22 protein-coding genes and 1 pseudogene are annotated in these 22501 nt (G+C 57.6%); 19 read left to right on the forward strand and 4 right to left on the reverse strand.

Going from position 1 to position 22501, the window contains the following annotated elements:
• Positions 1 to 736 (reverse strand): HrpF/NolX family T3SS translocon protein (locus tag EN749_RS38690; protein WP_281061878.1); only part of this gene is annotated, 736 nt, incomplete at its 3' end.
• Between the two features lie 301 nt (positions 737 to 1037).
• On the reverse strand, positions 1038 to 1736 hold the full coding sequence (locus EN749_RS09710; RefSeq protein WP_024505367.1) for a secretin N-terminal domain-containing protein: 699 nt from the start codon (positions 1734 to 1736) through the stop codon (positions 1038 to 1040).
• Between the two features lie 187 nt (positions 1737 to 1923).
• Between EN749_RS09710 and EN749_RS09715 the strand changes: the two genes are divergently transcribed.
• From EN749_RS09715 to EN749_RS09770, 12 genes are all read left to right on the forward strand, one after another.
• On the forward strand, positions 1924 to 2433 hold the full coding sequence (locus tag EN749_RS09715; protein ID WP_024505368.1) for a nodulation protein NolB: 510 nt from the start codon (positions 1924 to 1926) through the stop codon (positions 2431 to 2433).
• Between the two features lie 36 nt (positions 2434 to 2469).
• Positions 2470 to 3306 (forward strand): type III secretion inner membrane ring lipoprotein SctJ, encoded by an 837-nt coding sequence (gene sctJ / locus EN749_RS09720; protein ID WP_272483026.1) that lies wholly within the window; start codon positions 2470 to 2472, stop codon positions 3304 to 3306.
• Positions 3299 to 3937: a nodulation protein NolU gene (locus EN749_RS09725; protein ID WP_306462680.1), complete on the forward strand. Its 639-nt coding sequence runs from the start codon at positions 3299 to 3301 to the stop codon at positions 3935 to 3937. Before sctJ ends, EN749_RS09725 begins: the two co-directional genes overlap by 8 nt.
• Positions 3934 to 4557, forward strand: coding sequence for a type III secretion system stator protein SctL (gene sctL / locus EN749_RS09730; protein ID WP_024505371.1), 624 nt, complete (start codon positions 3934 to 3936; stop codon positions 4555 to 4557). Before EN749_RS09725 ends, sctL begins: the two co-directional genes overlap by 4 nt.
• On the forward strand, positions 4554 to 5912 hold the full coding sequence (sctN, locus tag EN749_RS09735; protein ID WP_128363026.1) for a type III secretion system ATPase SctN: 1359 nt from the start codon (positions 4554 to 4556) through the stop codon (positions 5910 to 5912). The genes sctL and sctN overlap by 4 nt, the downstream gene beginning before the upstream one ends.
• Positions 5888 to 6400 carry a hypothetical protein gene (locus tag EN749_RS09740; protein WP_032899688.1) on the forward strand — a complete coding sequence of 171 codons (513 nt, stop codon included), beginning with the start codon at positions 5888 to 5890 and terminating at the stop codon, positions 6398 to 6400. The genes sctN and EN749_RS09740 overlap by 25 nt, the downstream gene beginning before the upstream one ends.
• 89 nt (positions 6401 to 6489) lie before the next feature.
• Positions 6490 to 7518: a type III secretion system cytoplasmic ring protein SctQ gene (gene sctQ, locus EN749_RS09745; protein WP_095769044.1), complete on the forward strand. Its 1029-nt coding sequence runs from the start codon at positions 6490 to 6492 to the stop codon at positions 7516 to 7518.
• Positions 7511 to 8176 (forward strand): type III secretion system export apparatus subunit SctR, encoded by a 666-nt coding sequence (sctR, locus tag EN749_RS09750; RefSeq protein ID WP_029354851.1) that lies wholly within the window; start codon positions 7511 to 7513, stop codon positions 8174 to 8176. The genes sctQ and sctR overlap by 8 nt, the downstream gene beginning before the upstream one ends.
• Positions 8177 to 8178: 2 nt before the next feature.
• Entirely contained in the window at positions 8179 to 8454 is a 276-nt protein-coding gene (locus EN749_RS09755; protein ID WP_024505375.1) for an EscS/YscS/HrcS family type III secretion system export apparatus protein, read from the forward strand.
• A gap of 8 nt (positions 8455 to 8462) precedes the next feature.
• Positions 8463 to 9281 carry a type III secretion system export apparatus subunit SctT gene (sctT, locus tag EN749_RS09760; protein ID WP_024505376.1) on the forward strand — a complete coding sequence of 273 codons (819 nt, stop codon included), beginning with the start codon at positions 8463 to 8465 and terminating at the stop codon, positions 9279 to 9281.
• On the forward strand, positions 9278 to 10315 hold the full coding sequence (locus EN749_RS09765) for an EscU/YscU/HrcU family type III secretion system export apparatus switch protein (RefSeq protein WP_024505377.1): 1038 nt from the start codon (positions 9278 to 9280) through the stop codon (positions 10313 to 10315). Before sctT ends, EN749_RS09765 begins: the two co-directional genes overlap by 4 nt.
• Positions 10316 to 10671: 356 nt before the next feature.
• A complete protein-coding gene (locus tag EN749_RS09770) occupies positions 10672 to 11475 on the forward strand; it encodes a hypothetical protein (protein WP_024505378.1) in 804 nt (267 codons plus the stop codon).
• Positions 11476 to 12000: 525 nt separating this feature from the next.
• Here the strand turns inward: EN749_RS09770 and EN749_RS09775 are convergent.
• Positions 12001 to 14115: a hypothetical protein gene (locus EN749_RS09775; protein WP_245454733.1), complete on the reverse strand. Its 2115-nt coding sequence runs from the start codon at positions 14113 to 14115 to the stop codon at positions 12001 to 12003.
• 1348 nt (positions 14116 to 15463) lie between these two features.
• Between EN749_RS09775 and EN749_RS09780 the strand changes: the two genes are divergently transcribed.
• The 6 genes from EN749_RS09780 to EN749_RS09805 all read left to right on the forward strand — a co-directional run bounded on the left by EN749_RS09780 (position 15464) and on the right by EN749_RS09805 (position 21372).
• On the forward strand, positions 15464 to 15793 hold the full coding sequence (locus EN749_RS09780; protein ID WP_081714433.1) for a hypothetical protein: 330 nt from the start codon (positions 15464 to 15466) through the stop codon (positions 15791 to 15793).
• Positions 15794 to 15864: 71 nt separating this feature from the next.
• Positions 15865 to 16107 carry a nodulation protein NopA gene (locus EN749_RS38695; protein WP_224570034.1) on the forward strand — a complete coding sequence of 81 codons (243 nt, stop codon included), beginning with the start codon at positions 15865 to 15867 and terminating at the stop codon, positions 16105 to 16107.
• A gap of 117 nt (positions 16108 to 16224) precedes the next feature.
• Positions 16225 to 17115: a hypothetical protein gene (locus EN749_RS09790; protein ID WP_024505382.1), complete on the forward strand. Its 891-nt coding sequence runs from the start codon at positions 16225 to 16227 to the stop codon at positions 17113 to 17115.
• Between the two features lie 232 nt (positions 17116 to 17347).
• Entirely contained in the window at positions 17348 to 19411 is a 2064-nt protein-coding gene (gene sctV, locus EN749_RS09795) for a type III secretion system export apparatus subunit SctV (protein WP_024505383.1), read from the forward strand.
• A gap of 53 nt (positions 19412 to 19464) precedes the next feature.
• A complete protein-coding gene (locus tag EN749_RS09800; protein ID WP_081714429.1) occupies positions 19465 to 20007 on the forward strand; it encodes a tetratricopeptide repeat protein in 543 nt (180 codons plus the stop codon).
• Positions 20008 to 20901: 894 nt separating this feature from the next.
• Entirely contained in the window at positions 20902 to 21372 is a 471-nt protein-coding gene (locus EN749_RS09805) for a MucR family transcriptional regulator (protein ID WP_024505385.1), read from the forward strand.
• 228 nt (positions 21373 to 21600) lie between these two features.
• Here the strand turns inward: EN749_RS09805 and EN749_RS09810 are convergent, their stop codons facing one another.
• Positions 21601 to 21813 (reverse strand): cold-shock protein, encoded by a 213-nt coding sequence (locus EN749_RS09810; protein ID WP_008874821.1) that lies wholly within the window; start codon positions 21811 to 21813, stop codon positions 21601 to 21603.
• A 524-nt stretch (positions 21814 to 22337) separates the two neighbouring features.
• On the opposite strand from EN749_RS09810, the pseudogene EN749_RS38700 reads away from it, so the two are divergent.
• Positions 22338 to 22501 (forward strand): annotated as a pseudogene (locus EN749_RS38700) (transposase); the annotation flags it as partial.

Consider the following 22501-nt stretch of genomic DNA (forward strand, 5'->3'; position numbering starts at 1 on the left):
GTATGTAGTTCTGCTCGTAGCTTCGCGCTTGGGCTTCCTGAAATGCAGCAACTTGTGGGTGGTGGTTTGAAAATCCGGCCAAGTCCTTGGCGTTGATCTTGCCTCCACAGCGGCCGTCGCCCTGCGAGCCAATCGCATAAAAAAGTCCCGAATCCTGCTGCAGTCCCTGGATCGCCGCTTTCAGATCCGGTGGCGTAGAGGGATCATTGGCTTTGTCGGTCAACGACTTCCAAGTAAGCGGGCATTGGTCCTTGTGACGGTTGAGTACCGCAACAATCTGCAACTCAGCCGTGGTCAGCGACCCACCGTTCCACGTGATTCCGGGGCTCGGCCTGGGAGCCGGCTCGATCTTCGGAGTGACGCCGAGCAGATGTTGGGCTTCAGTCGCCTTGGAGCGTTGCGATTGGTCCTCCTTGAGAGCCGCCCTCATATTTGGCGGCAGCAGATCCAGTGGGTGTTGCTCCAAGCCATTCAATGTCAAGACATCCGGTGCCAGATGGCCCAAAGGGTCCTGCCGCAATTTATCCATTGTCGAATCAAGATTCGACGCTGGCAGATCCCCTTGCGCGAAAGAGCCGGGCTTGTCTGCCAGCACACAAGTGGACAGCATCGCTTCGAAGCACGATGCACTTTGCTGATGCTGGGTCGCAAAATGGGAAACTTTCAGGCCCGGCCAACCCCTTGCGGACTGTAGCGAATTTGAGCGGTAGAAAGTTGAAAGATTACTGGCCGACATTATGCATCCTCAGACGTGACGTTGAAATCCCCACAAGAGACCCCGACAGAAGATCCCTTGCGTTTCACAAAATTCGACAATTCCAAGCGTCGGCAGGTCACGAATGCGCCTGCCCTGCCTTCAATTGCTGTGTTCCGGGCCGGCTCCAAGGTTCGGTCCAACACAATGGCCGGAGTCACCGCGAGAGCTGCCGGGACTCATCATGAGCGGATTAGCTTTCGAGAAACTGACGAGTTTGCGAAGAGTTCACAAAGGGGTAGCCGCAGTCATGTTCTTCAGAGCTGCGGGAAATCCTCAATGTTCATTTCTTGCCCAGCTCAGGCTTCCCGCCAACGCTATCCTGTTGTGGGATGTCAGAAGAATAAGAAGCATCCGGTCGTCCGTCGCGAACGACCGTAGTGGAGGAGCCGCGAAACAAGATCAGCACTGATTCCTTTGGCGTTGCCGCTATGTGAGTCTGCGCCTGCGCCTGCGCCACCAAGCCGTTAAAGGTCTGCTCCACGAGTGCGACGAAGCGCGGTGGACCGGAAACGAAGACGAGGCCATTGCCTGGCACGGGTTTGACCACATAGCGCTCGTCGGAGATATCAAGCTTGTCGAGAGCCCCCTTGAACGCATCGAAGCGAATCGACGTCATCAAAAGCATTCGAGTTTGCGATTCTTGTGCAGCAGACACATAGAGCACAAGGCCGTCATAGTACCATTGTAGACCGTAAAGGTTCGTCAAGCGGTCGAGGAACGCGCGCGGTGGCAAATCAGGCATACGTCCGCGAATTCGCCCCTTCACCGCAGGACTGATGTTGACCCTGATATTCAGGTTGTTGCCGAATTCCTGCAACGCTGCAGCGAGCTCCTGATCCAGAACCGTGTATCTATAGGGTGTCGCCGGAAGGGACAGCGGGACTGCATGCGCCGGGTGAATCCCGGTGGACAGAAAAAACCCGGCACAAAGAAGTCTCAAAACATGCAGGGTGACGGGTTGGATAAGCGTTCTCGGCATGTCGCACTGATAAACCAAACGCTGAAATCATCACAAGTGACTAAATTGCCGAAGAGATTTTAGATTGTCGAAATGACGCCGCCGTTAGTCAGCTTGTTGTCAGCTTGCCCCCCTAGGAGTGTTGCGCCGACACCGGGTGATGAATGGGCGGGGCTCGCCCGGTCAGAGAGAGCAACCGAGTCCTTACATGATGATGCCTGTCACGTCGATCTCTGCCACTCTAACGGCTGGCCTCCCCAGGGTCGGATCACCGTCGATTGTCGAGCAGGCCCAGTTTGAGCGCGCCTTAGGGCATGCAGCCGACTCGCTGAAAAACGATGCCGCCGCGGGGCCAGCGAGTGCGGCGCCAGTTGCTGCGGCGATGGATGTTCAGCGCGCGGCTGCGCCGACGAGCGGCATGGGCGATCGCGTGTTGCAGACGATTTCCTCCCTATATCCACACAACACTGTTTCCTTCCCCGCGCTCGACCATGACATAGCCCTTTCGAAGGGCGCTCTACCGGGACCGGCGCAGAAGCTTCCCGTTCCAGGTGAGGCGGGAACCGGAATCTCGGGCATTCCCCAACAAGGGCAAGACTTCGAAACGATGATGGCTGGTCTTCGGGATGTTTACAACGGCGTCACCCAGGTGGCGCTTATCTCCAAAGGCGTCAGCGGCGTCACATCATCCGTGAATAAACTTTTGAAGGAAGGCTGAACCGCGCGCATGATTGGCTTGGCCGAGGGCGAAATCATGCGTGGCCTGTCAGGGTGGCGGTCGGTTAGACTTGTCATGCTGCCAGTTCTCGTCGCCCTCACTGCTTGCAAAGCCGACCTCTACACGCAATTGCAAGAGCGTGAGGCAAATGAAATGCTCGCACTTCTTGAAGACAACGGGGTCGCCGCGATCCGGGTGGTCGCCAAGGATGGAACCAGCACGATCCAGGTTGACGAAAAGCTGCTCGCCTTCTCAATCAACCTTCTGAACGCCAAGGGGCTGCCGCGCCAATCCTTCAAGAACCTCGGTGAGATATTCCAAGGATCAGGCCTGATTGCCTCGCCGACCGAAGAGCGTGCCCGTTACGTGTATGCCCTGAGCGAAGAGTTGTCGCGGACGATCAGCGATATCGATGGCGTTTTTTCTGTACGTGTTCACGTCGTGCTGCCGCATAACGACCTTGTGCGAGCCGGTGCCACGCCATCCTCGGCCTCGGTGTTTATCAGGCACGACGCAAAAACAAATGTCGCGGCTCTGCTGCCAAAGATAAAGATGCTTGTAGCCGACAGCATCGAAGGCCTGTCCTACGATAAGGTGGAAGTGGTTTTGGTGCCGGTAGAACGGTCCGCACACGAGCAACGGCCCGATCCGACTGCTGTTTTGCCACAAGCATCACTACCTCTTCCTGCGCCACTTCTGGCGACCGTAACAGGTTTTGCCGCAGCCGTATTCGCCGTGGCCTGTTATCTCTTGATCGGCGTTGTTACGCGTCGGCGCAAGCAATCAACCGGCGTTTCCAAGGTCGAGGGGCGCCGGGATGCTTCTGCTGTCGAGGCCATTCGCAAAAGAATGCCTGCAATTGGACGTGGGTGACATCTCATTGCCAATGCCTATACAGACCGCCCGACCTGATGGTCCGCACTTTCCGGGCGCGAGCGAGCTTGCGGCTTCGGCCCATCCAACCCGTCTTGCGGCGCGTCTTGATCCAGCGTTATCGGCCGAAACGTTAGTGAAGTTGCAGAAGTGTTCCAGACTGCATCCAAGGCTGGCAGAATTGCTGGGCAACGATGACGTGGATCTGAACCACATCGGCTGCAGGCCGGACCTTCTACGCGGGCATGATCCATATCGAGCGGCCCTTCTTGCTGGTAGTATCTGGCATGCCCGTTCGCTGGTCGCGTTTGTCTCTCAGCCTGAGCTTGCCATCCTTGTTAAACGCATCGGCGTGGATGCACACGCATTCGGAATCCGACACCTGCTGCATGCTGTTGACAAAAGACTGATCTCGGACCCAGAAAAACTCGCTCAGCAAATCGAATACGATGGACACGCATGTCTTGGAGCTTGGCTCCAGGACAGTTCAGCGACCGAGCGTAACCGCGTGCTTCTTCGATTGCCCGAGGGGACTGCCGCGGAGACTCCAGCACATGAGCATTGGACCGCCGCCGGCCAATTGCTTTCACTTGTAGTAGCTCATTTTGAGACAGAGACCCCGGTGAAATGACAGTCGAACTTTCCGAGGGGCCAATAGCGCCGCAGATGCGTCCAGTCGGACCACTGATACCCGCGAGCGAGCTCGAAACCTGGCACAGCGCCGCGCAAGCCCTTGCCGCGGCAGAACGGCATCGGCAGCGCGTTCGAAACTGGGCACGCGCGGTTTACCAGCGGGCGTGGGCGCGCGGCCACATGGAGGGCTCGAATGCAGGCACCGAGGAGATGGCAGGGTTGATTGCGGAGACAATCTCCGAAATCGCGCGACGAAAGGCGGCTCTGGAGCAGGAATTGCCGCAGCTCGTGATGGAAATATTGAGCGATCTTATCGGCGCTTTCGATCCGGGCGAGCTATTGGTGAGGGCTGTTCGTCACGCCATAGAGTGTCAATACAGCGGCGCCGACGTTTGCCTTCATGTTTCTCCCATGCAAGTCGACATGCTTGCACGAGAGTTTGCTCGATGCGACGGCCAGGATGGTCGACCAAGGGTGCGGATCGAGCCCGACCCGACATTGTCGCCGCAACGCTGCGTGCTGTGGAGCGAGTACGGCAATGTTGACCTTGGACTTGACGCCCAGATGCGCGCGCTGCGCCTTGGTTTCGGGACGCTCTGTGAGAAAGGCGAGCTATGAGAAAGCCCGTCCCAGAACATAACGCTGACGCCGACACTCGAGCTCTCGTTCCAGCAATCTCGTCTTTGAGGGCTGCGGCCAAGCGAATTGACACGCGTGCGGTGCGCGGTCGGATCACGCGGGCTATCGGCACACTGGTTCATGCCGTCTTGCCAGACACTCGTATTGGGGAACTTTGCCTCCTAGAGGACCCGCGAACCGGGCTGTCGCTCGAGGCCGAGGTGATCGGCCTGTCGGGTGATGGTGTATTGCTGACACCGATCGGGGACTTGGTGGGCCTATCCAGCCGCGCAGAGGTCGTGGCCACTGGCCGAATGCGTGAGGTGCCCGTCGGCGGCGATTTGCTCGGTCGCGTGATCGACAGTCGTTGCCGCCCATTGGACGGCAAAGGCGAAATCAAGACCGTCGAAACTCGGCCCCTGCATGGCAGAGCCCCCAATCCGATGACGAGGCGCATGATTGAGCGGCCATTCCCGCTTGGGGTCCGTGTCCTCGATGGTCTGCTGACGTGCGGCGAGGGCCAGCGGATCGGGATTTATGGCGAGCCAGGTGGTGGCAAGTCGACGCTGTTGTCACAGATCGTAAAGGGTGCCGCCGCTGACGTCGTCATAGTGGCGCTCATAGGCGAACGTGGACGGGAAGTTCGTGAATTCATCGAAAGGAATCTTGGTGAAGAGGGCCTTCTCCGTACGGTCGTCGTGGTTGAAGCATCCGACCGCTCGGCGGTAGAGCGTGCGCAATGCGCTCCAATGGCGACTGCGCTCGCGGAATATTTCCGCGATCAAGGCCTACGCGTTGCTCTCATGCTGGATTCGCTGACGCGCTTCTGCCGCGCTATGCGCGAAATAGGCCTTGCTGCGGGTGAGCCGCCGACGCGACGGGGCTTTCCTCCTTCCGTTTTTGGCATGCTGCCAGGCCTGCTCGAGCGCGCCGGCATGGGTGAGCGGGGCTCAATCACGGCCTTCTATACGGTGCTTGTAGAGGGTGATGGCACGGGTGATCCAATCGCCGAGGAATCGCGTGGTATTCTCGATGGCCATGTCATCCTCTCACGCGCTATTGCGGCGCGATCGCATTTCCCCGCTATTGATGTGCTGCAGAGTCGCAGCCGCGTCATGGATGCAGTCGTTTCGGGGACACATCGCAAGGCAGCATCCATTTTCCGCGAGCTCCTGTCGCGCTATGCCGAGACCGAGTTCTTGATCAATGTTGGCGAATACAAGCCAGGTGGAGATCCCCTGACTGACCGGGCTGTCGCGTCAATCGACGAACTGAGGGAGTTTCTGCGCCAGAGCGAAGATGACGCGTCAGATTTCGAGGAGACGGTCGCATGGATGTCGCGTCTGACCGCGTAAACTGGATTCAGTCTTCGAGGTTACGGCTTCTGAAGGAAATGCAAGAGCGTCGTGCCCTTGGCGAGCTGTCCAAGAAGGAAGCCCAGCGCGATGTGGCCGCCTCAGCCGTACAAAATGCCTCTAGGGAGCTTGCAATGATACAGCAACATTGTTCAAGAAAAGAAGCAGCGCTCTATCAGCATCTGATGTCACTCGACAACTTGTCTAGCGCAGCGCTCGACCGTCACCGCCTTCACACTGAACAACTTGCCGCTGAGATCAATTCCAGACGGCAGATGCTTGATGATACCCAAATCGCTCAAGAGGAGGCTGAGATGGCGGCGTCCAGGACGAGGGAGCTATGGGTCATATGTTCGGCGGCAAGGGACAAATGGCAACAAATCGAGGACGACGTGCGGCGCGCCGTCGAGACTCATTCGGAGGCCGCAGCCGAGATCGAGGCCGACGATGAGATACTGCTGAAATATGCGAGGGGGTCGCTTGCCTAAATGCCGCGCAACCGGATCCGACGGTCGCAAGAGGTCGTCCGAATGACACGACCGTGCAGTCTTTGATAGGCGCTGCGGTCACACCCGCCATGTTCGAACCAGTTCTGAAACTGTCCCACACGGTTGTCTCGTGGCTCAATGATACAGCAGCGCCGCGCACGCCGTTTCAAAGCCGGATCAACGAGGTGCCGCTATCGGTGCGAACGGCAGGGCTTGTCTGGCAGCAGGAACCTGCTGCCATTCCGATGCTTGACTGCGTCTGGAGAGTGGGAGCCGAAACGGTCATCTTGTCACTGTCGCGCCCGCTCGTAGAGGAGTTCATCACGACAGTGCAGAACGGCTTGGCCTTCCCTTCCGAGCCAACTGCTTCGCTAATTCTCGAACTCGCTCTGGAGCCGCTTGTCACTCGACTGGAGGAGACGACGCGTCTGAACGTGCAACTCGTGCGGGTATGCGAAGCCACGATGCTGGCTCCTCATCTTGAACTCGACATCATTTTCGGCGCGGTCAAGGGCAAGGGCCGTCTATTCCTGTTCACGCCACTTGACGGCTTAGTACCGCCTGCGTTTCGCGCGCTAGGCGAACTGCTTGCCCAGTTGCCGCGGCAGCTGGGCGGGCTGCCTCCAGAGCTCCCGCTCATTGTTGCAGGAGAGGTCGGCACGCTTCGCCTTCCTGCGGCGCTTCTTCGAAGCGCATGTGTCGGTGATGCATTGTTGCCCGATATTGCGCCGTTCGGCCGCGGCCAGATCACCCTAGCTGTCGGCCAGTTGTGCGCCGAGGCGGATCTTGACGGCGATGAATTAATCTTGCGGGGGCCTTTCCGCCCGCGACCGTGTCCTTTGGAGAGTGCGCATATGACACAACCCGGATCGCAACTGGAGCTTACTAAGGATCTCGACGATGTCGAGATCGTGCTTGTCTTTGAATGCGGCCGCTGGCCTATTTCTCTTGGGGAATTAAGAAGTGCCGGCGAAGGGCATATTTTTGAACTTGGATGGCCGATCGACGGCCCGGTCGACATAGTGGCCAATGGTCAGCGTATCGGGCGTGGCGACATTGTCCGCATCGGAGAAGAGCTGGGCATCAGGCTCCGTGGCGGGTTTGCATGCAATGAGTGAAGCTCAGCCGACAATCCTGGCGCTTCTTGCGGTTACCGCCGGACTCGGTCTGCTGGTTTTAGCAGTTGCCACGACAACGGCCTTTGTAAAGGTATCAATTGTTCTTTTCCTCGTCCGCAATGCGCTCGGGACCCAGACCATACCACCCAATGTGGTGCTGTACGCCGCGGCGATGATCCTCACTATGTTCGTTAGTGCGCCCGTTGCTGAGCAGACCTATGACCGCATGTCGGATCCCAAGCTCCACTATCAGACATTCGACGACTGGGTAAGCGCCGCTAAAGCCGGAAGTGAGCCCTTGCGCGAGCATCTCAAGAAATTCACAAATGAAGAGCAGCGGCGATTTTTCCTATCTTCGACAGAAAAGGTCTGGCCAGAGGAAATGCACGCTGCAGCCACGCCTGATGACTTTGCAATACTTGTACCATCTTTCTTGCTATCAGAATTGAAGCGCGGATTTGAGATAGGATTTCTACTTTATCTGCCTTTTATTGTTATAGATCTGATAGTGACAACTATCTTGATGGCAATGGGTATGTCGATGGTCTCACCAACTGTTATATCTGTCCCGTTCAAGATCTTCTTGTTTGTTGCCATTGATGGTTGGTCAAAATTGATGCATGGGCTTGTGCTGAGTTATACGTTACCGGGAGGCTGATCATCACTGAATCCAGCATCATTACTCTTATGAGCCAATCACTGGTGGTTTTCATGATCTGGATTCTACCGCCGCTCATTGCATCAGTGGTTGTCGGCCTCGTCATCGGCATCCTCCAGGCGGCGACGCAGATCCAGGATGAAAGCTTGCCGCTCACCGTGAAGCTTCTGGTCGTTGTCGCGGTGATTGGGCTGTTTGCTCCTGTGCTAAGCGCCCCGCTCATAGAGCTAGCCGATCAGATCTTCACCGAGTTTCCCGCAATGACACTTAGCTACTAGTCCGCCCCATGGACGCGCCATCGGCCGATATTCAAATTCTGATCCAGACGGCTCTCGAACTCGTCGTTGCGGCAGGTCTTGGGGCAGCCCGCGCGATGGGCATCATGCTGATCTTTCCCGTATTCACACGCTCGCAGATCAGTGGGCTGATCCGGGGCTGTTTGGCTGTTGGCTTCGCACTACCATGCCTGGCACACGTCAGCGGCGGATTGCCGGCGCTGGATCCTGATACGCGCCTGATCCAGCTAACCCTGCTCGGATTCAAGGAAGTTTTTGTCGGTGTACTCCTTGGCACTTTTCTTGGCATTCCGCTTTGGGGCCTTCAGGCTGCCGGGGAGCTTATCGACAACCAACGCGGCATCAGCAGCCCGACCGCTTCGGCCGATCCCGCGACGAACAGTCAGGCTTCCGCGATGGGCGTTTTTCTGGGGATCACTGCGATTGCCATATTCGTCGGATCAGGAGGCCTGGAAACTTTGATCAGTGTCCTGTACCGCAGCTACTTGATCTGGCCGGTGTATCAGTTTCACCCGACACTGAGTGGGCCAGGAGCAATGGAGTTGTTGGGGCTTCTCGACAGCATAATGCGCACGGCATTATTGGTATCGGGGCCTGTCGTGTTCTTCCTGATACTGATTGATATATCGATGATGCTGCTGCGTCGCTTTGCCCCGCAATTTAAGGCGAGCCAACTGTCTCCGGCAATCAAGAACATTGTCTTTCCAGTTCTCATGGTCACCTACGCTGCCTATCTGGTGGAGAGCATGAAACTGGAGGTCACACGTGCCAACGGCGTGCTGGAGTGGTTCGACAAATTGCTGCCATGAGCGACACAAGTGAAGAGAAGACACACGCCGCCAGCCCGAAGAAGTTAAGTGAAGCGCGCAAAAAAGGACAGCTGCCACGTAGCTCCGATTTCGTCCGCGCGGTCGGGACTTGCGCTGGGCTCGGCTACCTTTGGCTAAGAGGCAGCGTGATCGAGGACAAATGCCGGGAAGCGCTCCTATTAGCCACCAAGTTGCAGAGCCTACCTTTCGATACCGCGGTGCCGCAGGCATTGGTTGTGCTCGTCCAACTCACAGTCGCGGCTGTTGGCCCGCTGCTTGGAACCCTTGTCGCCGCGGTGATTTTGGCCAGCCTGCTAGCCAATGGTGGATTTGTCTTCTCTCTGGAGCCGATGAAGCTCAGCTTTAAGAAAATTGACCCCTTTGAAGGGCTGAAGCGCTTGGGGTCTGCTCGTTCCATGGTCGAAGTCTGCAAGACCATGTTCAAGGTATTGGTTCTCAGCGCAACCTTTTCCATTGTCCTTCTCGGGATGTGGAAGACAATGGTCCCTCTGCCGATCTGCGGCATGGGCTGTGTTGGCCTCATCTTTATGGAGACAAAATTGCTGATGGGAATTGGCGCCGGCGCACTGCTGGTCGGCGGACTGATCGATCTTCTGCTCCAGCGCGCGTTGTATCTGCGCGAAATGCGCATGACCAATACCGAAGTGACGCGCGAGTCGAAGGATCAGCAAGGAGCGCCAGAGTTGAAAGGTGAACAGCGTCGCATCCGCGAGGAGGCGGCCGACGAGCCTGCGCTTGGCGTGCATCGCGCCACGCTGGTCTTAACAGGAAGGGCGGTCCTGATCGGTCTGCGTTACGTTCGCGGTGAAACCGGGGTGCCGTTCTTAGTTTGCCGTGCCGAAGGTGAGCGCGTTTCACATGTGTTGAGCGAGGCGCGGGCACTACGCCTGACGATCGTCCATGACCATGTCTTAGCGCGTCAGCTGATAGGCACTACAAAACTCGGCCACGCGGTTCCTATGCAATATTTCCAGCCTGTCGCGAAAGCATTCTTTGCCGCAGGCTTGGCCTAGTCATTGGAAGTCCACGACTGCCCAGTTCAAAACTGACCTGGCTCCATGCTAGTGGCAAATGTCGGCTGGCCATCCGTGCCCCAGTGTCTCTGTCAGGCCAACCGCGCAACCGCGGGCCTGGGGCAATCACTCCCCTCGGATCTGCCACCCAGCAACTACGGCAAGTCCTCCGGGCATGACCTTGCAGCCTCTGCTGGCCGGTGCGTGGCGCAGTCCGAGGTTTTGAGGCCGGCAGTGCGGATTTGATTGGTGCAGCCGTTGGAATGCCCTCGTCAGCTAGTCGTCAACTAAGCGCCCTATGTTGAACAGCCGTGCTAACTTGAGCTCGGTTGCGAAACATAGGAGTACGAATCGTCATGTATGGTCGAATTGGTGGCTCATCCGATAGTTACCGCGCGCATAATGCCGGCGAGCAATCGGATGCAGGAAGCGAAGGGTTCGCGGACACATTTGCCCGAATGCACTTATCCGGATCGGAAGGTAGCGGCGCCTCATCATCGGCGGCTCCCCAAGCATACTCCCTCAATTCCCGACCTCCTGTGGTGGAGATCAACAGGACTTCCTTCAGGAGACAGGTGAGGCAATTTCATGGTGATGAAATCACGCACATCGCCGACAATCCTCAAGAGTATTCGGAGTTCGTATCGTCACGAGCCAGGCGCACCGCGGACGTTGCTCAGCAATATGGCATCCGTCGAGATACGGAGCACGCGCGATATTTCAGTTACCAATTGGGAGACCGGAGTGCCGGACTGCTGAGAATGGAAGGCGGATTCAGCATGAACGAGTTCGAATCGGAAAGTTGGCGGGAACAATTTCCTGGTCGAACTGAGGTCACTTCCATAGTGGATCTTCAAGTCGCCCATCCGCTCGTCGAAAATGCGGGCGATATTCTGCTGGAGCATCAACTTCGGATAGACGGCGACCGACCGTTGCTGAATTGGCGTGCGGCTAATCCGGAAGCACAAGCGCGCGCGCAGACGATGGGGTTTGTTGAAGTGGATCATGGCGACCTGGTGCTTGACCCTACGCAGCATCCCGACAAATGGACGAAGAACAGTGCCGGTGAGTGGCAGCGTGCAGGCAAACCTCCACTCTATCTCCACAAAACCGAGGATAGCGACAGCAGCGATAGCGGGTCCGACGACGATTTCATGTGATTTGTCGACCCGCCGCCGAGCCTTGCAACTGGTGACGGTTGCAAGGCTGTTGGCAGTGAATGCTAATTGTCCGGCGACAGCCCCGCCTTAGCGCCAGCGCCGCCGAGCAATCCAGCCCATCTCCCAGACAATAAACTGCGGATGCGCATCGTGGGTGCTTGCGAGCGGATTGTATTCGGGCCGGAACTCCGCCTCTTGGAACCGAGCTCTCCCGAATCCAATTTTCTCCACCACACCGTTGGGTCGTTGCGATGCGCCGATCCCGATCGGATCGGCTATGCCTGCTCCGCGCTCGCAGGAAGACCTTCCGCCTCGATCTTGGCGGCGCGATCTCGGCGATAAGTTGGATGGGAGGCAAGATACGCCGCCACGTCAACAGCCGGTAACGCGACATCGCAAATCGGCCCTGACGGTAGCCGATCGACTCCAATCGCCGGACCGCAACTCGCGCAGCGGCATTCGCGGTTTGGCCAGGAGAAATGCTCGCTGACTCACAGCGTGGCCGGCCGCATTCTGAGTGCCCTGTCATGCAGCCTGCGCCGACGGGAGCTCGGCACGCGAATGGCGTGGTTGGCGGCCAAGCCCTGAGGTCAACAAGGACTTACAGAAAGCGGGGGTGAGTTTGCCGCGATGAATTATGACCTTCTCGCGACCGGACCTAGCATCGGCTTCCTCTCGCTCTCGATTGTAGCCGCGCTGTTCGTTGGATTTAACGTGGCAAGCGGTGAATTCGGAATCAGCCAGCCCTTCCAAGTTTCTGGCCATGACGGGGCGACTCGTGTGGATGTGCACCCACATCGGGCTCGGCATCGCACCATTGACCAGCATCTTGGGCTGCAGCTTCATCTCAAACAGCTTTCCTGGCTCGCCACGCAGCGCGACCGGTGCCTCCGGCGGCATCAATTCGTCGGCATTGCACAAATGTTCCAGGTATTTTTGCGCCGGAAATGCGTAGGTCTTCATGCAATCAGTCGTAATGCCGGCTTTTCCTTCATTCAATGCGTTGGCCTGTCCCAGCACCATGTTCAGCAACCCTTTGAGCTGGTCTGTGCGTTCGTGCACTTTGGGTAGCTGGGTGGAGGTGAGTAGCAGGCGTACATTACGCCCCTGCAACCCGGCGAGACAGGTTTGCATCTCAATGGCCTGGGCTCGCAGGTACTGGGCCACATCGTCCACGACCTTACCGGCCTCCTCAGGCTTCATCTGGCGCACTTGGGAGACGACGCTTTGCTGACCGGCCAGATCGAACTGCAAAAGTTCGTCCAATCGTTTGAGCCGCTCCGTCAATACCTCCATTGACAACGCGGCGCCCCCGATTGTCGAGCCTGCCCCCGACGAACTCGCAGCCACCTCTTGCGCTCTCACCTGTGTACTCGCAACTTGATCCGAGCGCGCGAGAACCTTGGCTGCTGGCACTGTGCCGGCGTTCGCAGCGACTGGTGTTGATGGCTGCCCGGCGGCAGAAGTCCCGGCGCGAGCTGCCGACTTATGCTTTGACTTCCCTTTCCTTCGCGCTGTAGTGCCTTCTGACACTGCAGCCGTACCAGCAGTGCCAGCCGGTATCGCAGCGCCTGCCCTGGCCGGCATCGCAGCGCCCGCCTGGGCCTGTGGCGCCATGATGGCTGACGGCGGAGACTGCAGGTTCAACAAGTGCATGGCATCGTGCGCAGTGATCCATGCATCGTCCACGATCCGTTCGAACAGTTTCAATGGGAGGCCGGCATCTGGGTAGGTATGGCTTAGCTTGGTATGCACCTCGTGCAACGCCAATCCAAAATCCGAAAGCCGCTCCATGATTTTTTCTACAACCGCGCAATCATGAGCGTTGAGTGTTTTGCCATCATCCATTATGCCCTTCGCCAAAGAGAGGGCGCGAAGAGCTTCTTGAGCGGCGCTTGCCATCAGCTGCACCACTCCATTTCGACCGACGAGGAGTTCCTTCAAATCTGGCTCGAACCTGCTCGCCCGCAGTTCAATCTTGGCCCGCGCAAGACCGATCCGCTCACGGACCAGCCAGATCCTGACACTCAGTACCGAGCCGGCACGCAGCCGCAGTGCGCACCGCTCGGCTTCCCGCATCACGGGCGTTCCACTGGATAGGCTAGCGGTGGCAGCGCAGGCGGATCGCTGCCGTTCGGAGCGCCATGCCTTTTTTTCCCACCACTTAATTGCCGCCGTATGGTGGTTCTCCACATTTAAAATCAACAGCTCCTGCCGGTCCGCCTGGGAGTAGGAGTAGAGTTTATCGACCATACCTGCCGCTTTCTTGGTCTTTTTGTCCAATTTCGTGATCGTCGACAGGCCAAGTTTGTCTACTTCATTCGCGGCGTCGCACACGATCTGGCAACATCTACGCACCTTGTCGTCTGGCATAATTGTCTGCGCCTCAGCCGCAGGCAGGCTAGCGCGGTACTCCAGAATTGCTGAGGCTGCATCGACGACCCGACTGATCAGCTCCACCGCCTCCTCGGGGACGTCGGTTTTCCTGGCCGCAGCCTCGCAATCAGTCAGTTGTTGAACAAGACTGTTCATTCTGAGCTGTGTCGGACTGATATCTTCATTTGACGATGAGCTGGTGCCTTCCACCTGCGCGGTTGATAGTTGGCTACCGACCGGCGCCATGGCTTCGCCCTCAGACATGGAGGGAGAACCGCGCCGCCTTGCGGCTGCGCCACGTGGCGCTACGGTTCCGCGTGGTGGCGCAGCGGCTCCACGTCGCGGTGTGTTCAGGATTTGATCTTCGCCAATCGAGGCGCCTGGCAGACTTTCGCGGGCATCGCCTGGACCGCGCGCAACTGGAAGGGAGGAGGGCCTCCTATCGGCGTCCCCAGAGCGCATCTGCTCCACAACGGAATCGAATGACTGTCCACCTTCTCCCGCAGCAAGACTTGATTGCGAAAGGGAACTGCTCGCCCGCCCCGCGCGGCTGGCTCCAGTTTCAGCCTGCGATTTCCGTGGTCGGCCAATGCCCTTCATATTGCGTCTCCGTAGTAGGCGAGAATGTGCTGCTATTGTGCTGGCGGCTGACGAGACCAGCGGCATCTTTCGGTTAACGTCACGGTCAGCCAGACCCGCGACGGCGTAATGTTCCCGCCAAAGTGCTTCTCAGTAGCAGGCCAAGATTGGCCCGAGCTCACAGGACTTTCGCAACGTTGCCATCGATGTCCTGAGATTATCAGCGCTTCAGTCCGCCGATTTCCAGGAACAGCGAATGAAATCAGACCAACTCGGCTAGCTCCCCTTCCTAGACACGTGCCTGACGATTTTATTGATGCGTCACTCCTCTCGTTCGCCACCGACAAAGTCACACATTTGCTTCAGAGAAGCGTGTGCGTTGCGTATCACGCGGACCATTTCGATCTATAGTTACAAAAAGTGTCGAGACGGGACCTTTGGATCCGAAGGTCAGGCACGGCCGGCCTAGATAGACCGCTTGGCTGACGATTAGCTGACGATGGGAGTTCTCACGAACAGGGCAAGAAAATCCGACCGCTTCAAGCTTTCGATATGGTGAGAAGAGGATCCGCACCGGCCTCCCAAAGCCGGCAGACCATCCCATGTTCGTACGGTCGCCGACCTTCTCGAAGCCAATGAGCTCACCGCGCCGGGCCGTGATGTGCAGGCGAGAGAATGGTGATGCAAAGACCGAGTTCCTGCTCGTTGCGTGCGCCCGTGGAGCCAGCAAGAATACGGTCATTGCGGTCATGCAGCACGTGGACCGTGTCTCCTGTTCGACACCACAGCATCGAGGATGCAAACGAGCTGCTGCGGCTGCCATTCGGTCGCGGCATGCGTGGACGGCGGGATTGGCCGAACAGCCGAGATCGTGGTCGACTGTTCGATGCGAGAGCAACATCCTGCAGAGCATACGTTTTTGCGCTGGCCGGTTTTTGTCAAAAGCCGTCAGGTTCTCGAAAGCTCCCGCCCTTAGCTTGATCGAGGCTAACCTTTAACACGTCGCCGCCAATGGCAAATGCCGGAGTACCTGATGATAGCAGCAATTGGGAGTGGAGTTGGCAACCTCGGGACTTCCTTGATCCGAAAGGGCCATGGGGATTCGAAATCCGAGCATTCTGGTGATGGCAAGCCGGCTGATGGCAATGATGGCAAGCCAGCTGGTGGGAATGATGGCAAGGCAGCTGGCGGGAACGATCGGGCGGATAACCGGACCGTTTCAAATGATCAACTTCAAGACAACTCACAGTCTGCAGCACAAAGTGAAGCCTTCCAAAGTATCCTGCGATCGTTCGCGTTCCAATTCGCGAACGATGCGATGGCTGAGGCCGATGAAGCTTTGGATGACACAGAAGATGCCTGACGCGGGAAATCCGGCGTGAGGTCATACAGGCCGTTATTGACGGCACAACTCCAACAGAAAAAGGAATGATCATGGCTGCAGTTGATAATAATAAAAAATCAGGCAATACCAATACCAGTAGCGCCGGCAATACCGATAAAACTAACAGTGGCACTCCCGGCAATACAAGCGGAGCTGATGCTACTGCTTTTCAGGCGCAAGTGCAGGAACTAACCAATGTTAGCTTGGAGGCGACGAAAAGGAGTGTCCAGTTGCGCACTCTAACGACCAATCTCCAGACCATCAAGAAGGCCGCCGACGAACGCGTTTCGTAATGTCGGAAGCGGGTTTTAGACTGCCCCCTAGCGCGTCTCCTTATTGACGCGACGTAGTCCCGAAATGAGCCGCATGGCAATTGCCATGCGGCTTCTATCCTGTTTGAGAGATGCTCTGTGGATGACGCCGTTTCCCTCCGTTTCGAAGTGCGTTCGGGGCACTATTGCGGTCTGACCGGCAAGACGGATCTTCAAAAGTGTTTAATCGGCAGCGGCTTCGATGCCGATTTGGTCTTTGTCGAGCAGGGACTGGCACCGCATCACCTTCGTGTAACTCTTCTTGGCAAGTCGATCGAACTGGAGGCGCTTGCACCCGGACTCAGTATCGAGGGCAACCGGAATATCGCCGCAGGCCAGTCCGTTGTTGTGCCCCTTCCTGTCGTCCTGCTCGTAGGCGAGATGTCCATTGCTTTGTCCGTGCAGGATGCAGAGCCGCCTGGTTCGACCGGCATACCGCGCCTACCGATCGGTGTGCTCGCCATGGTCATAATCAGCTCACTCGGGATCGGCGCGCTTTCAGGCACGATCTCCTATCTTGGCAATGCAAGTGGATCGAGCCCCAATTCACTTCGGGCTGAAGTCGCGTCCAGAACGATCAGTCACCGCGCTGACAATGAACTTACGGAGGCAGCGGCCCAAGAGCTGCAGGAGGAAGTCGATCGAGCGGGTCTTCTCGACGTCAAGATTGGGTCGGCAAAGGGTGTTGTGACCGCCGAAGGCACCGTCACGTCTGAATCGGTCATCAGCTGGCAGAAGCTTCAGCAATCGTTCGATCGTCGCACCAAGGGTACTCTAACACTGGTGAACGGAGTGCTCATCAAAGAGGAGAAGGCGCCATCCGCAATCGCGGTCGAAGCTGTGTGGCATGGGGTCCAACCATATATTGTCATCGACAGCGAGAAGTATTTTGTCGGCGCCATTTTGGCTGATGGATGGGTGGTCGAACGTATTGAGGACAGCCGTGTGCTGCTGAGCAGGAATGGCCGCATTGCTGCTCTCCAATATTGAAAGCTCGCAGGCCCCATCAAGCAGCACTCTATGGCCAGCCAAACATCCTGTCGCGCTCGGTGCTGACAAGCTGGCTGCGTTGGAAACATTTGCTGCCCAGCCATTTCGCGCCTGCTTGTGGCTCTCATGCAGGGTCACGCGCTGGCCAAGGCTGAGGCGCCTTCGGAGTTCGAAAGCCACGTTTCATGGCGTAACAGCAGAGTAAGTCTCAACCGATTGCAAAGGTGTCTCGATGGCCAACGTCCTGCGTGACTTCATCAAGCGTGCGCCGGCCAGCCCGGATTTAATGGTTGCGTTGATGCTGCTTCTGGCTGTCGCGATGATGGTCATGCCTATCCCGGTCGTGGTGGTCGACGCCCTGATAGGATTCAATATGGGGTTGGCCATACTGCTGATGATGGTTGCCCTGTATGTCAGTACTCCACTTGATTTTTCCTCTTTGCCCGGCGTTATTTTGATTTCCACTGTATTCCGTCTCGCGCTCACGGTCGCAACGACGCGACTGATCCTGGCCGAGGGGGAGGCCGGCAGCATTATTCATACTTTTGGCGATTTCGTCATTTCAGGCAATATCGTGGTGGGTTTCGTCATATTTCTGGTCGTCACCATGGTGCAATTCATGGTCCTCGCGAAGGGTGCCGAACGGGTGGCAGAAGTGGCGGCGCGTTTCACGCTGGATGCTCTGCCGGGCAAGCAAATGGCGGTCGACGCAGAGCTACGCAACGGCCACATCGATGCCAACGAATCCCGCCGGCGGCGCGCCGAATTGGAGAAGGAAAGCCAACTCTATGGCGCGATGGACGGCGCGATGAAATTTGTGAAGGGCGATTCCATCGCCGGGCTGGTGGTTATCTGCATCAACATGCTGGGTGGAATTTCGATCGGCCTGCTCTCCAAGGGCATGTCCTTCGGCGAGGTACTGCATCACTACACTCTGCTGACGATAGGCGATGCATTGATATCGCAGATTCCGGCCCTTCTGCTCTCCATTACTGCGGCGACCATCGTCACCCGTGTGACTGGGACGGCGAGGATCAACCTCGGTACAGAAATGGTCAGTCAGCTCACGGCCAGCACTCGAGCCTTGCGACTGGCGGCCGGCGTCCTGGTTGTAATGGGGTTCGTTCCTGGGTTTCCCCTCCCCGTCTTTCTGATGCTGGCCGCAGTGTTCGCTGCGGTAAGCATTGTCAAGGCTGATGTGCTGGGCGCCGGCACTGCCGATGCGAAAGGTGGAACTGCAGCGGAGCCTAAGCAAGCCGCGCCTGCGAAGGAATTCCCGATCGCATTTTTTCTAGCGCCAGATCTTATGCAGGCGGTCGATCAAGCCGAATTGCAAAAACATATTGGGCGCGTTTCGCTCCTGGTCACAGCCGATCTGGGCATTATCGTTCCTCGCATCCCTGTCTTGGTTGACGAGCAGCTGCCTGAATCGCAATTCCGAATTGATGTCGAGGGCGTGCCAGTCGAACAGGACGCCTTAGATCCAAACCAGATGGCGCTCCGAGCCGATGTAGCGCACGTCGACTCGAGCGGTGTCCCCCTTAGACGTGAGCCGAAAACGGACACACTCCCGGTTGAACATACCCCTGCAAAGGCCCTTACGGGCGCCGGCACGGAGCATAGGGCTCCCGGCGAACTCCTCGCCTTGCGCGTCCATGCAGCGTTGACCCGCTACGCACCGCGATTGGTGGGCATCCAAGAGACCCGACATTTCCTGGGCCGAATGGAGCAGGAATATTCTGAGCTTGTGAAAGAGGTGCTACGCACGACGCCGATTCCTCGGATTGCCGATGTTCTGCGCCGCCTCCTGGAGGAAGGTATCCCAATCCGCCACACCCGTCTCGTGTTGGAGGCATTGGCCGAATGGAGCGAGCGTGAGCAGAACGTTGCCCTGCTGACGGAATATGTCCGTTCTGGTTTGAAGCGACAGATCTGCCACCGCCATGCCAACACGGAGGGCATCGTGTCCGCCCTGGTCGTCGAGCGCGAGAGCGAGGATGTGATGCGTGGCGCGGTTCGAGATTCGGATGCAGGCCCCTATCTCGCACTGGAGGATCGGCAAAGCGAAGCGATGCTATCACAGATACGTCAGGTCCTTTCGAACGCAGAACCGGGTCAAACCCGCCCTATTCTGTTGACGTCGATGGATGTCCGACGTTTCGTCCGCGGCTTTCTGACGCGAAACGGGGTTGATCTCGCCGTGCTGTCTTATCAAGACCTCGCCTCCGACTTTACAATTCGCCCCGCAGGATCCGTCACACTCCCGCACGGATCGAACAGCGGATTGTTAGAGTAGTCCCACCTTTCCTAACTGAACGCCACGCGCCTCCCCGATAACTGAGAGATAACATGAATAGTAATACAGTTTCTCCATCGCCTATGTTTCTGCGCCGGAACTCACTTCTTTTTGCCGTACTCGCCATTCTGCCTTTGGGCGGTTGCGCCAGCTGGCAAAAGCCGGCTCTTTCCGTGCAGGAGACATCTTCCCCCGAGTTGCTCAGCGCCGATCAAATCGATCCGGCTATGCGCGAACGCATTTTGCGCGAAGTTGGTCAGGATGTTCAAGAGCGGGCTTTGCGGGATGAGGTGAAGCAGCACCCGGACAATGTTGATGCGGCGATACGACTTACAAATGCCTTGGTGGGCCAGAAGCGCCCGCACGAAGCGGTTGAGGTGCTCGACAGCGTCTTGGTTGCAGCCCCAGGAAACGTACGTGCATTGAATGCGAAGGGCGTGATTTTGGACATTGAGGGGCGGCATGACGCGGCACAGGCCCTGTATCGGCGAGCTCTCGAAAACGAGCCAGGCAATCAGATGGTGCAGCATAACTTCAATCTGTCGCTTGCCTTTAACGGCAAGTCCAAACAACCAAGGTTAGCACGATCGCAATAGGTGGGCACAGTGCATGCGCAGCCTGTTCCCCGGCTCGAACACGCGCTCGGCTCCCATCATAGATGGCCCCCTGAAGAGAGCCATATCTATGCAAAACAGTTGCTCCAGATCTGGCCGGCAGAGATCGGCAGGAGAGCCGGATGACATCACGCGGCCACCCGCAAGGCCACCCGCCTCGCTTCGTTGCCAGAGCGCCCTCTCCCTCGCCGGTCACCGTCTCGCAATGCGGCGACCTGGCTTAAGGCGGTCGACCGAGCGCCCGATGCAGTAGCCATGAATACGTAACGCAGCGATGGACCCGCCGGATCGTGTCGCGCTTGTGCTGGCCGTCCCTGCCATTACAGCACGGTGATTGTAGCTGGATCCTATTCTAGAGGCATCGATGGTGTGGATGCCTTCGATCCAAACAATCGATTTGTTGAATTCGTCCGCCTGAGGAAATTAGCTGCGGCGATCCGACTTCCGACGCCTGCAGGCGCAAAACCAACAGCGTGAGCGCTGCGGGTCCGGAGGCAGGCTGCAAAGTGCAATCACCAGCGCTGATAAGCGGCAAGTGAAGAATGTATCGCTCGGGCGACTCCTGTGTTGTGCACGGTTGCCCCGCGAGGTGAACTGTAGCAGCTTGGCAGCTCAGCGTTCACGAAAGGAGAAAAGATTTGGGGCCAAGCAAAGACCGGCTTTTTTGATTGTCTTGCTGTATCGCTATGGTGGGGCGGGCGCGACCGCTCCCATAATTCAATACGCTGCCTTTAGCGATGGACGATGACGGGATGCGTCGCCGAGACTTCAATGGTGGAGGAGCAGCGCACCCGTCGATCCATTTGCTTTCAGCGGCAACCGCCACTATGAAGCGACACTTCGCCCAACTGTGTTTCAAGCTGCCCGGAGAAGTTTATGACAGAAGAACCCCACAAGACCGACATCCTCATCGAGCTCACTGCCGATGTTGTATCAGCCTACGTCTCCAACAACCCCGTCCCGGCGGGGGAGCTTCCTGCCCTGATCGCCCAAGTGCACGGGGCTCTAAACGGCACGGCTGGACTCATACCGGCAGAAGAGCCTGTGCCTGTAAAAAAACCTGCTGTCCCGATCAAAAAGTCGATCGAACCGGACTACATCATTAGCCTTGAAGACGGCAAGAAATTCAAATCGCTAAAGCGCCATCTGGCGACGCACTATGGTCTGACCCCAGACGAATATCGCGCCAAATGGGGTCTGCCGTCGGATTATCCCATGGTGGCGCCGAATTACGCCGCTGCGCGCTCCGCCTTGGCCAAGACCATGGGACTCGGCCGCAAACCGAAAGAGCCGGAAGCCCCAGCCACGGCGCCGGCGAAACGGACCCGCAAGAAGGTCGCAGCCTAAATCCGTATCAACAGTCGTTCGGACGCGCAGCAGCCGTTGGCCCAATCTGCGCGGAATCAAAGGGCGGGGATGAGCCCCGCCTTTCCCGTCCAAGAGCCTCATTTCCAGAGTAATTCATGATGGCTCCAGCAATCCCTGCCGCGGCATTAACTTGCATGCTCCGGCCCGGGTTTCGAGCCGTCAATGCGTTCCGGCGATGACGAACCTTGCCAAGGCTTTCCCGGACCGTTAGCCAGCCTTGCTGAGGCTGCCTGCAGAGGACTTTCCCGTGCGGCGATCCTGTTCCACCTCGTAGTTGATCTTCTGGCCCTCATTAAGGGTCGACAGGCCCGCTCGTTCAACAGCGGAAATGTGGACAAAGACATCCTGACCGCCGTTGTCAGGCTGAATAAAACCAAAACCCTTCGTGCTGTTGAACCACTTCACCGTTCCAGTCGCCATATCCATTCCTTTGTAATAAGTCGCAACTTAGGCAGGCCATTCACGCCAGCCTGATTTGTACACGAGACTTTAGGCGCATCAAAATCGGAAAATTGCAAGGCCCACTCGATCGCCTGATCTCCAGCAGCAACTGCAACATATGCGAGGCGCGTGCCAGACGAGGCGTATGCCAGACGTTTCGTCGTGCGCTGTCGCTCGAACGTTGACAGAAACAATGACACACCTTGCAAACTCGGCACATCTTGTGGACGTGCTCGGGTCGCTTCTCGACTGCGATACCCGCTCCTGACCGGGTATCGTCGGCCAAAATGAGGGTTTTTGTCATGTGCCGCCAGACCGAAAGATCAGGCGCGCAGCGACCTGCACATTCAAACCGGAACCCGCGAACCTCGATTAGCTTCTGCCTGCTCCGAAGGGCGGTAGCCTGCTCTGAGGCGGGCCACTGTCGGGTTGAAAACCAACTGTCGGGTTCGGAACCCCAGATTGTCGGCAAGGTACGCGCCGCCCACTGGTTGGCCAAAGGGCACTGGCTCCTGATCCTGCCGCCATGCTCGCCCGATCTCAACCCGATCAAGACAGGTCTGCTCAAAACTCAAGGCGCGGCTGCGGAAGAAGGCGGCCAAAACTTTCGACGCTCTCTGCGGAACTCTCGGCGATATCTGCCAGCTGCTGGAGCCAAATCAAAAAC

It is taken from the genome of Mesorhizobium sp. M7A.F.Ca.ET.027.02.1.1, assembly GCF_004022985.1.
In the GTDB taxonomy this organism is placed as follows: Bacteria; Pseudomonadota; Alphaproteobacteria; order Rhizobiales; family Rhizobiaceae; genus Mesorhizobium.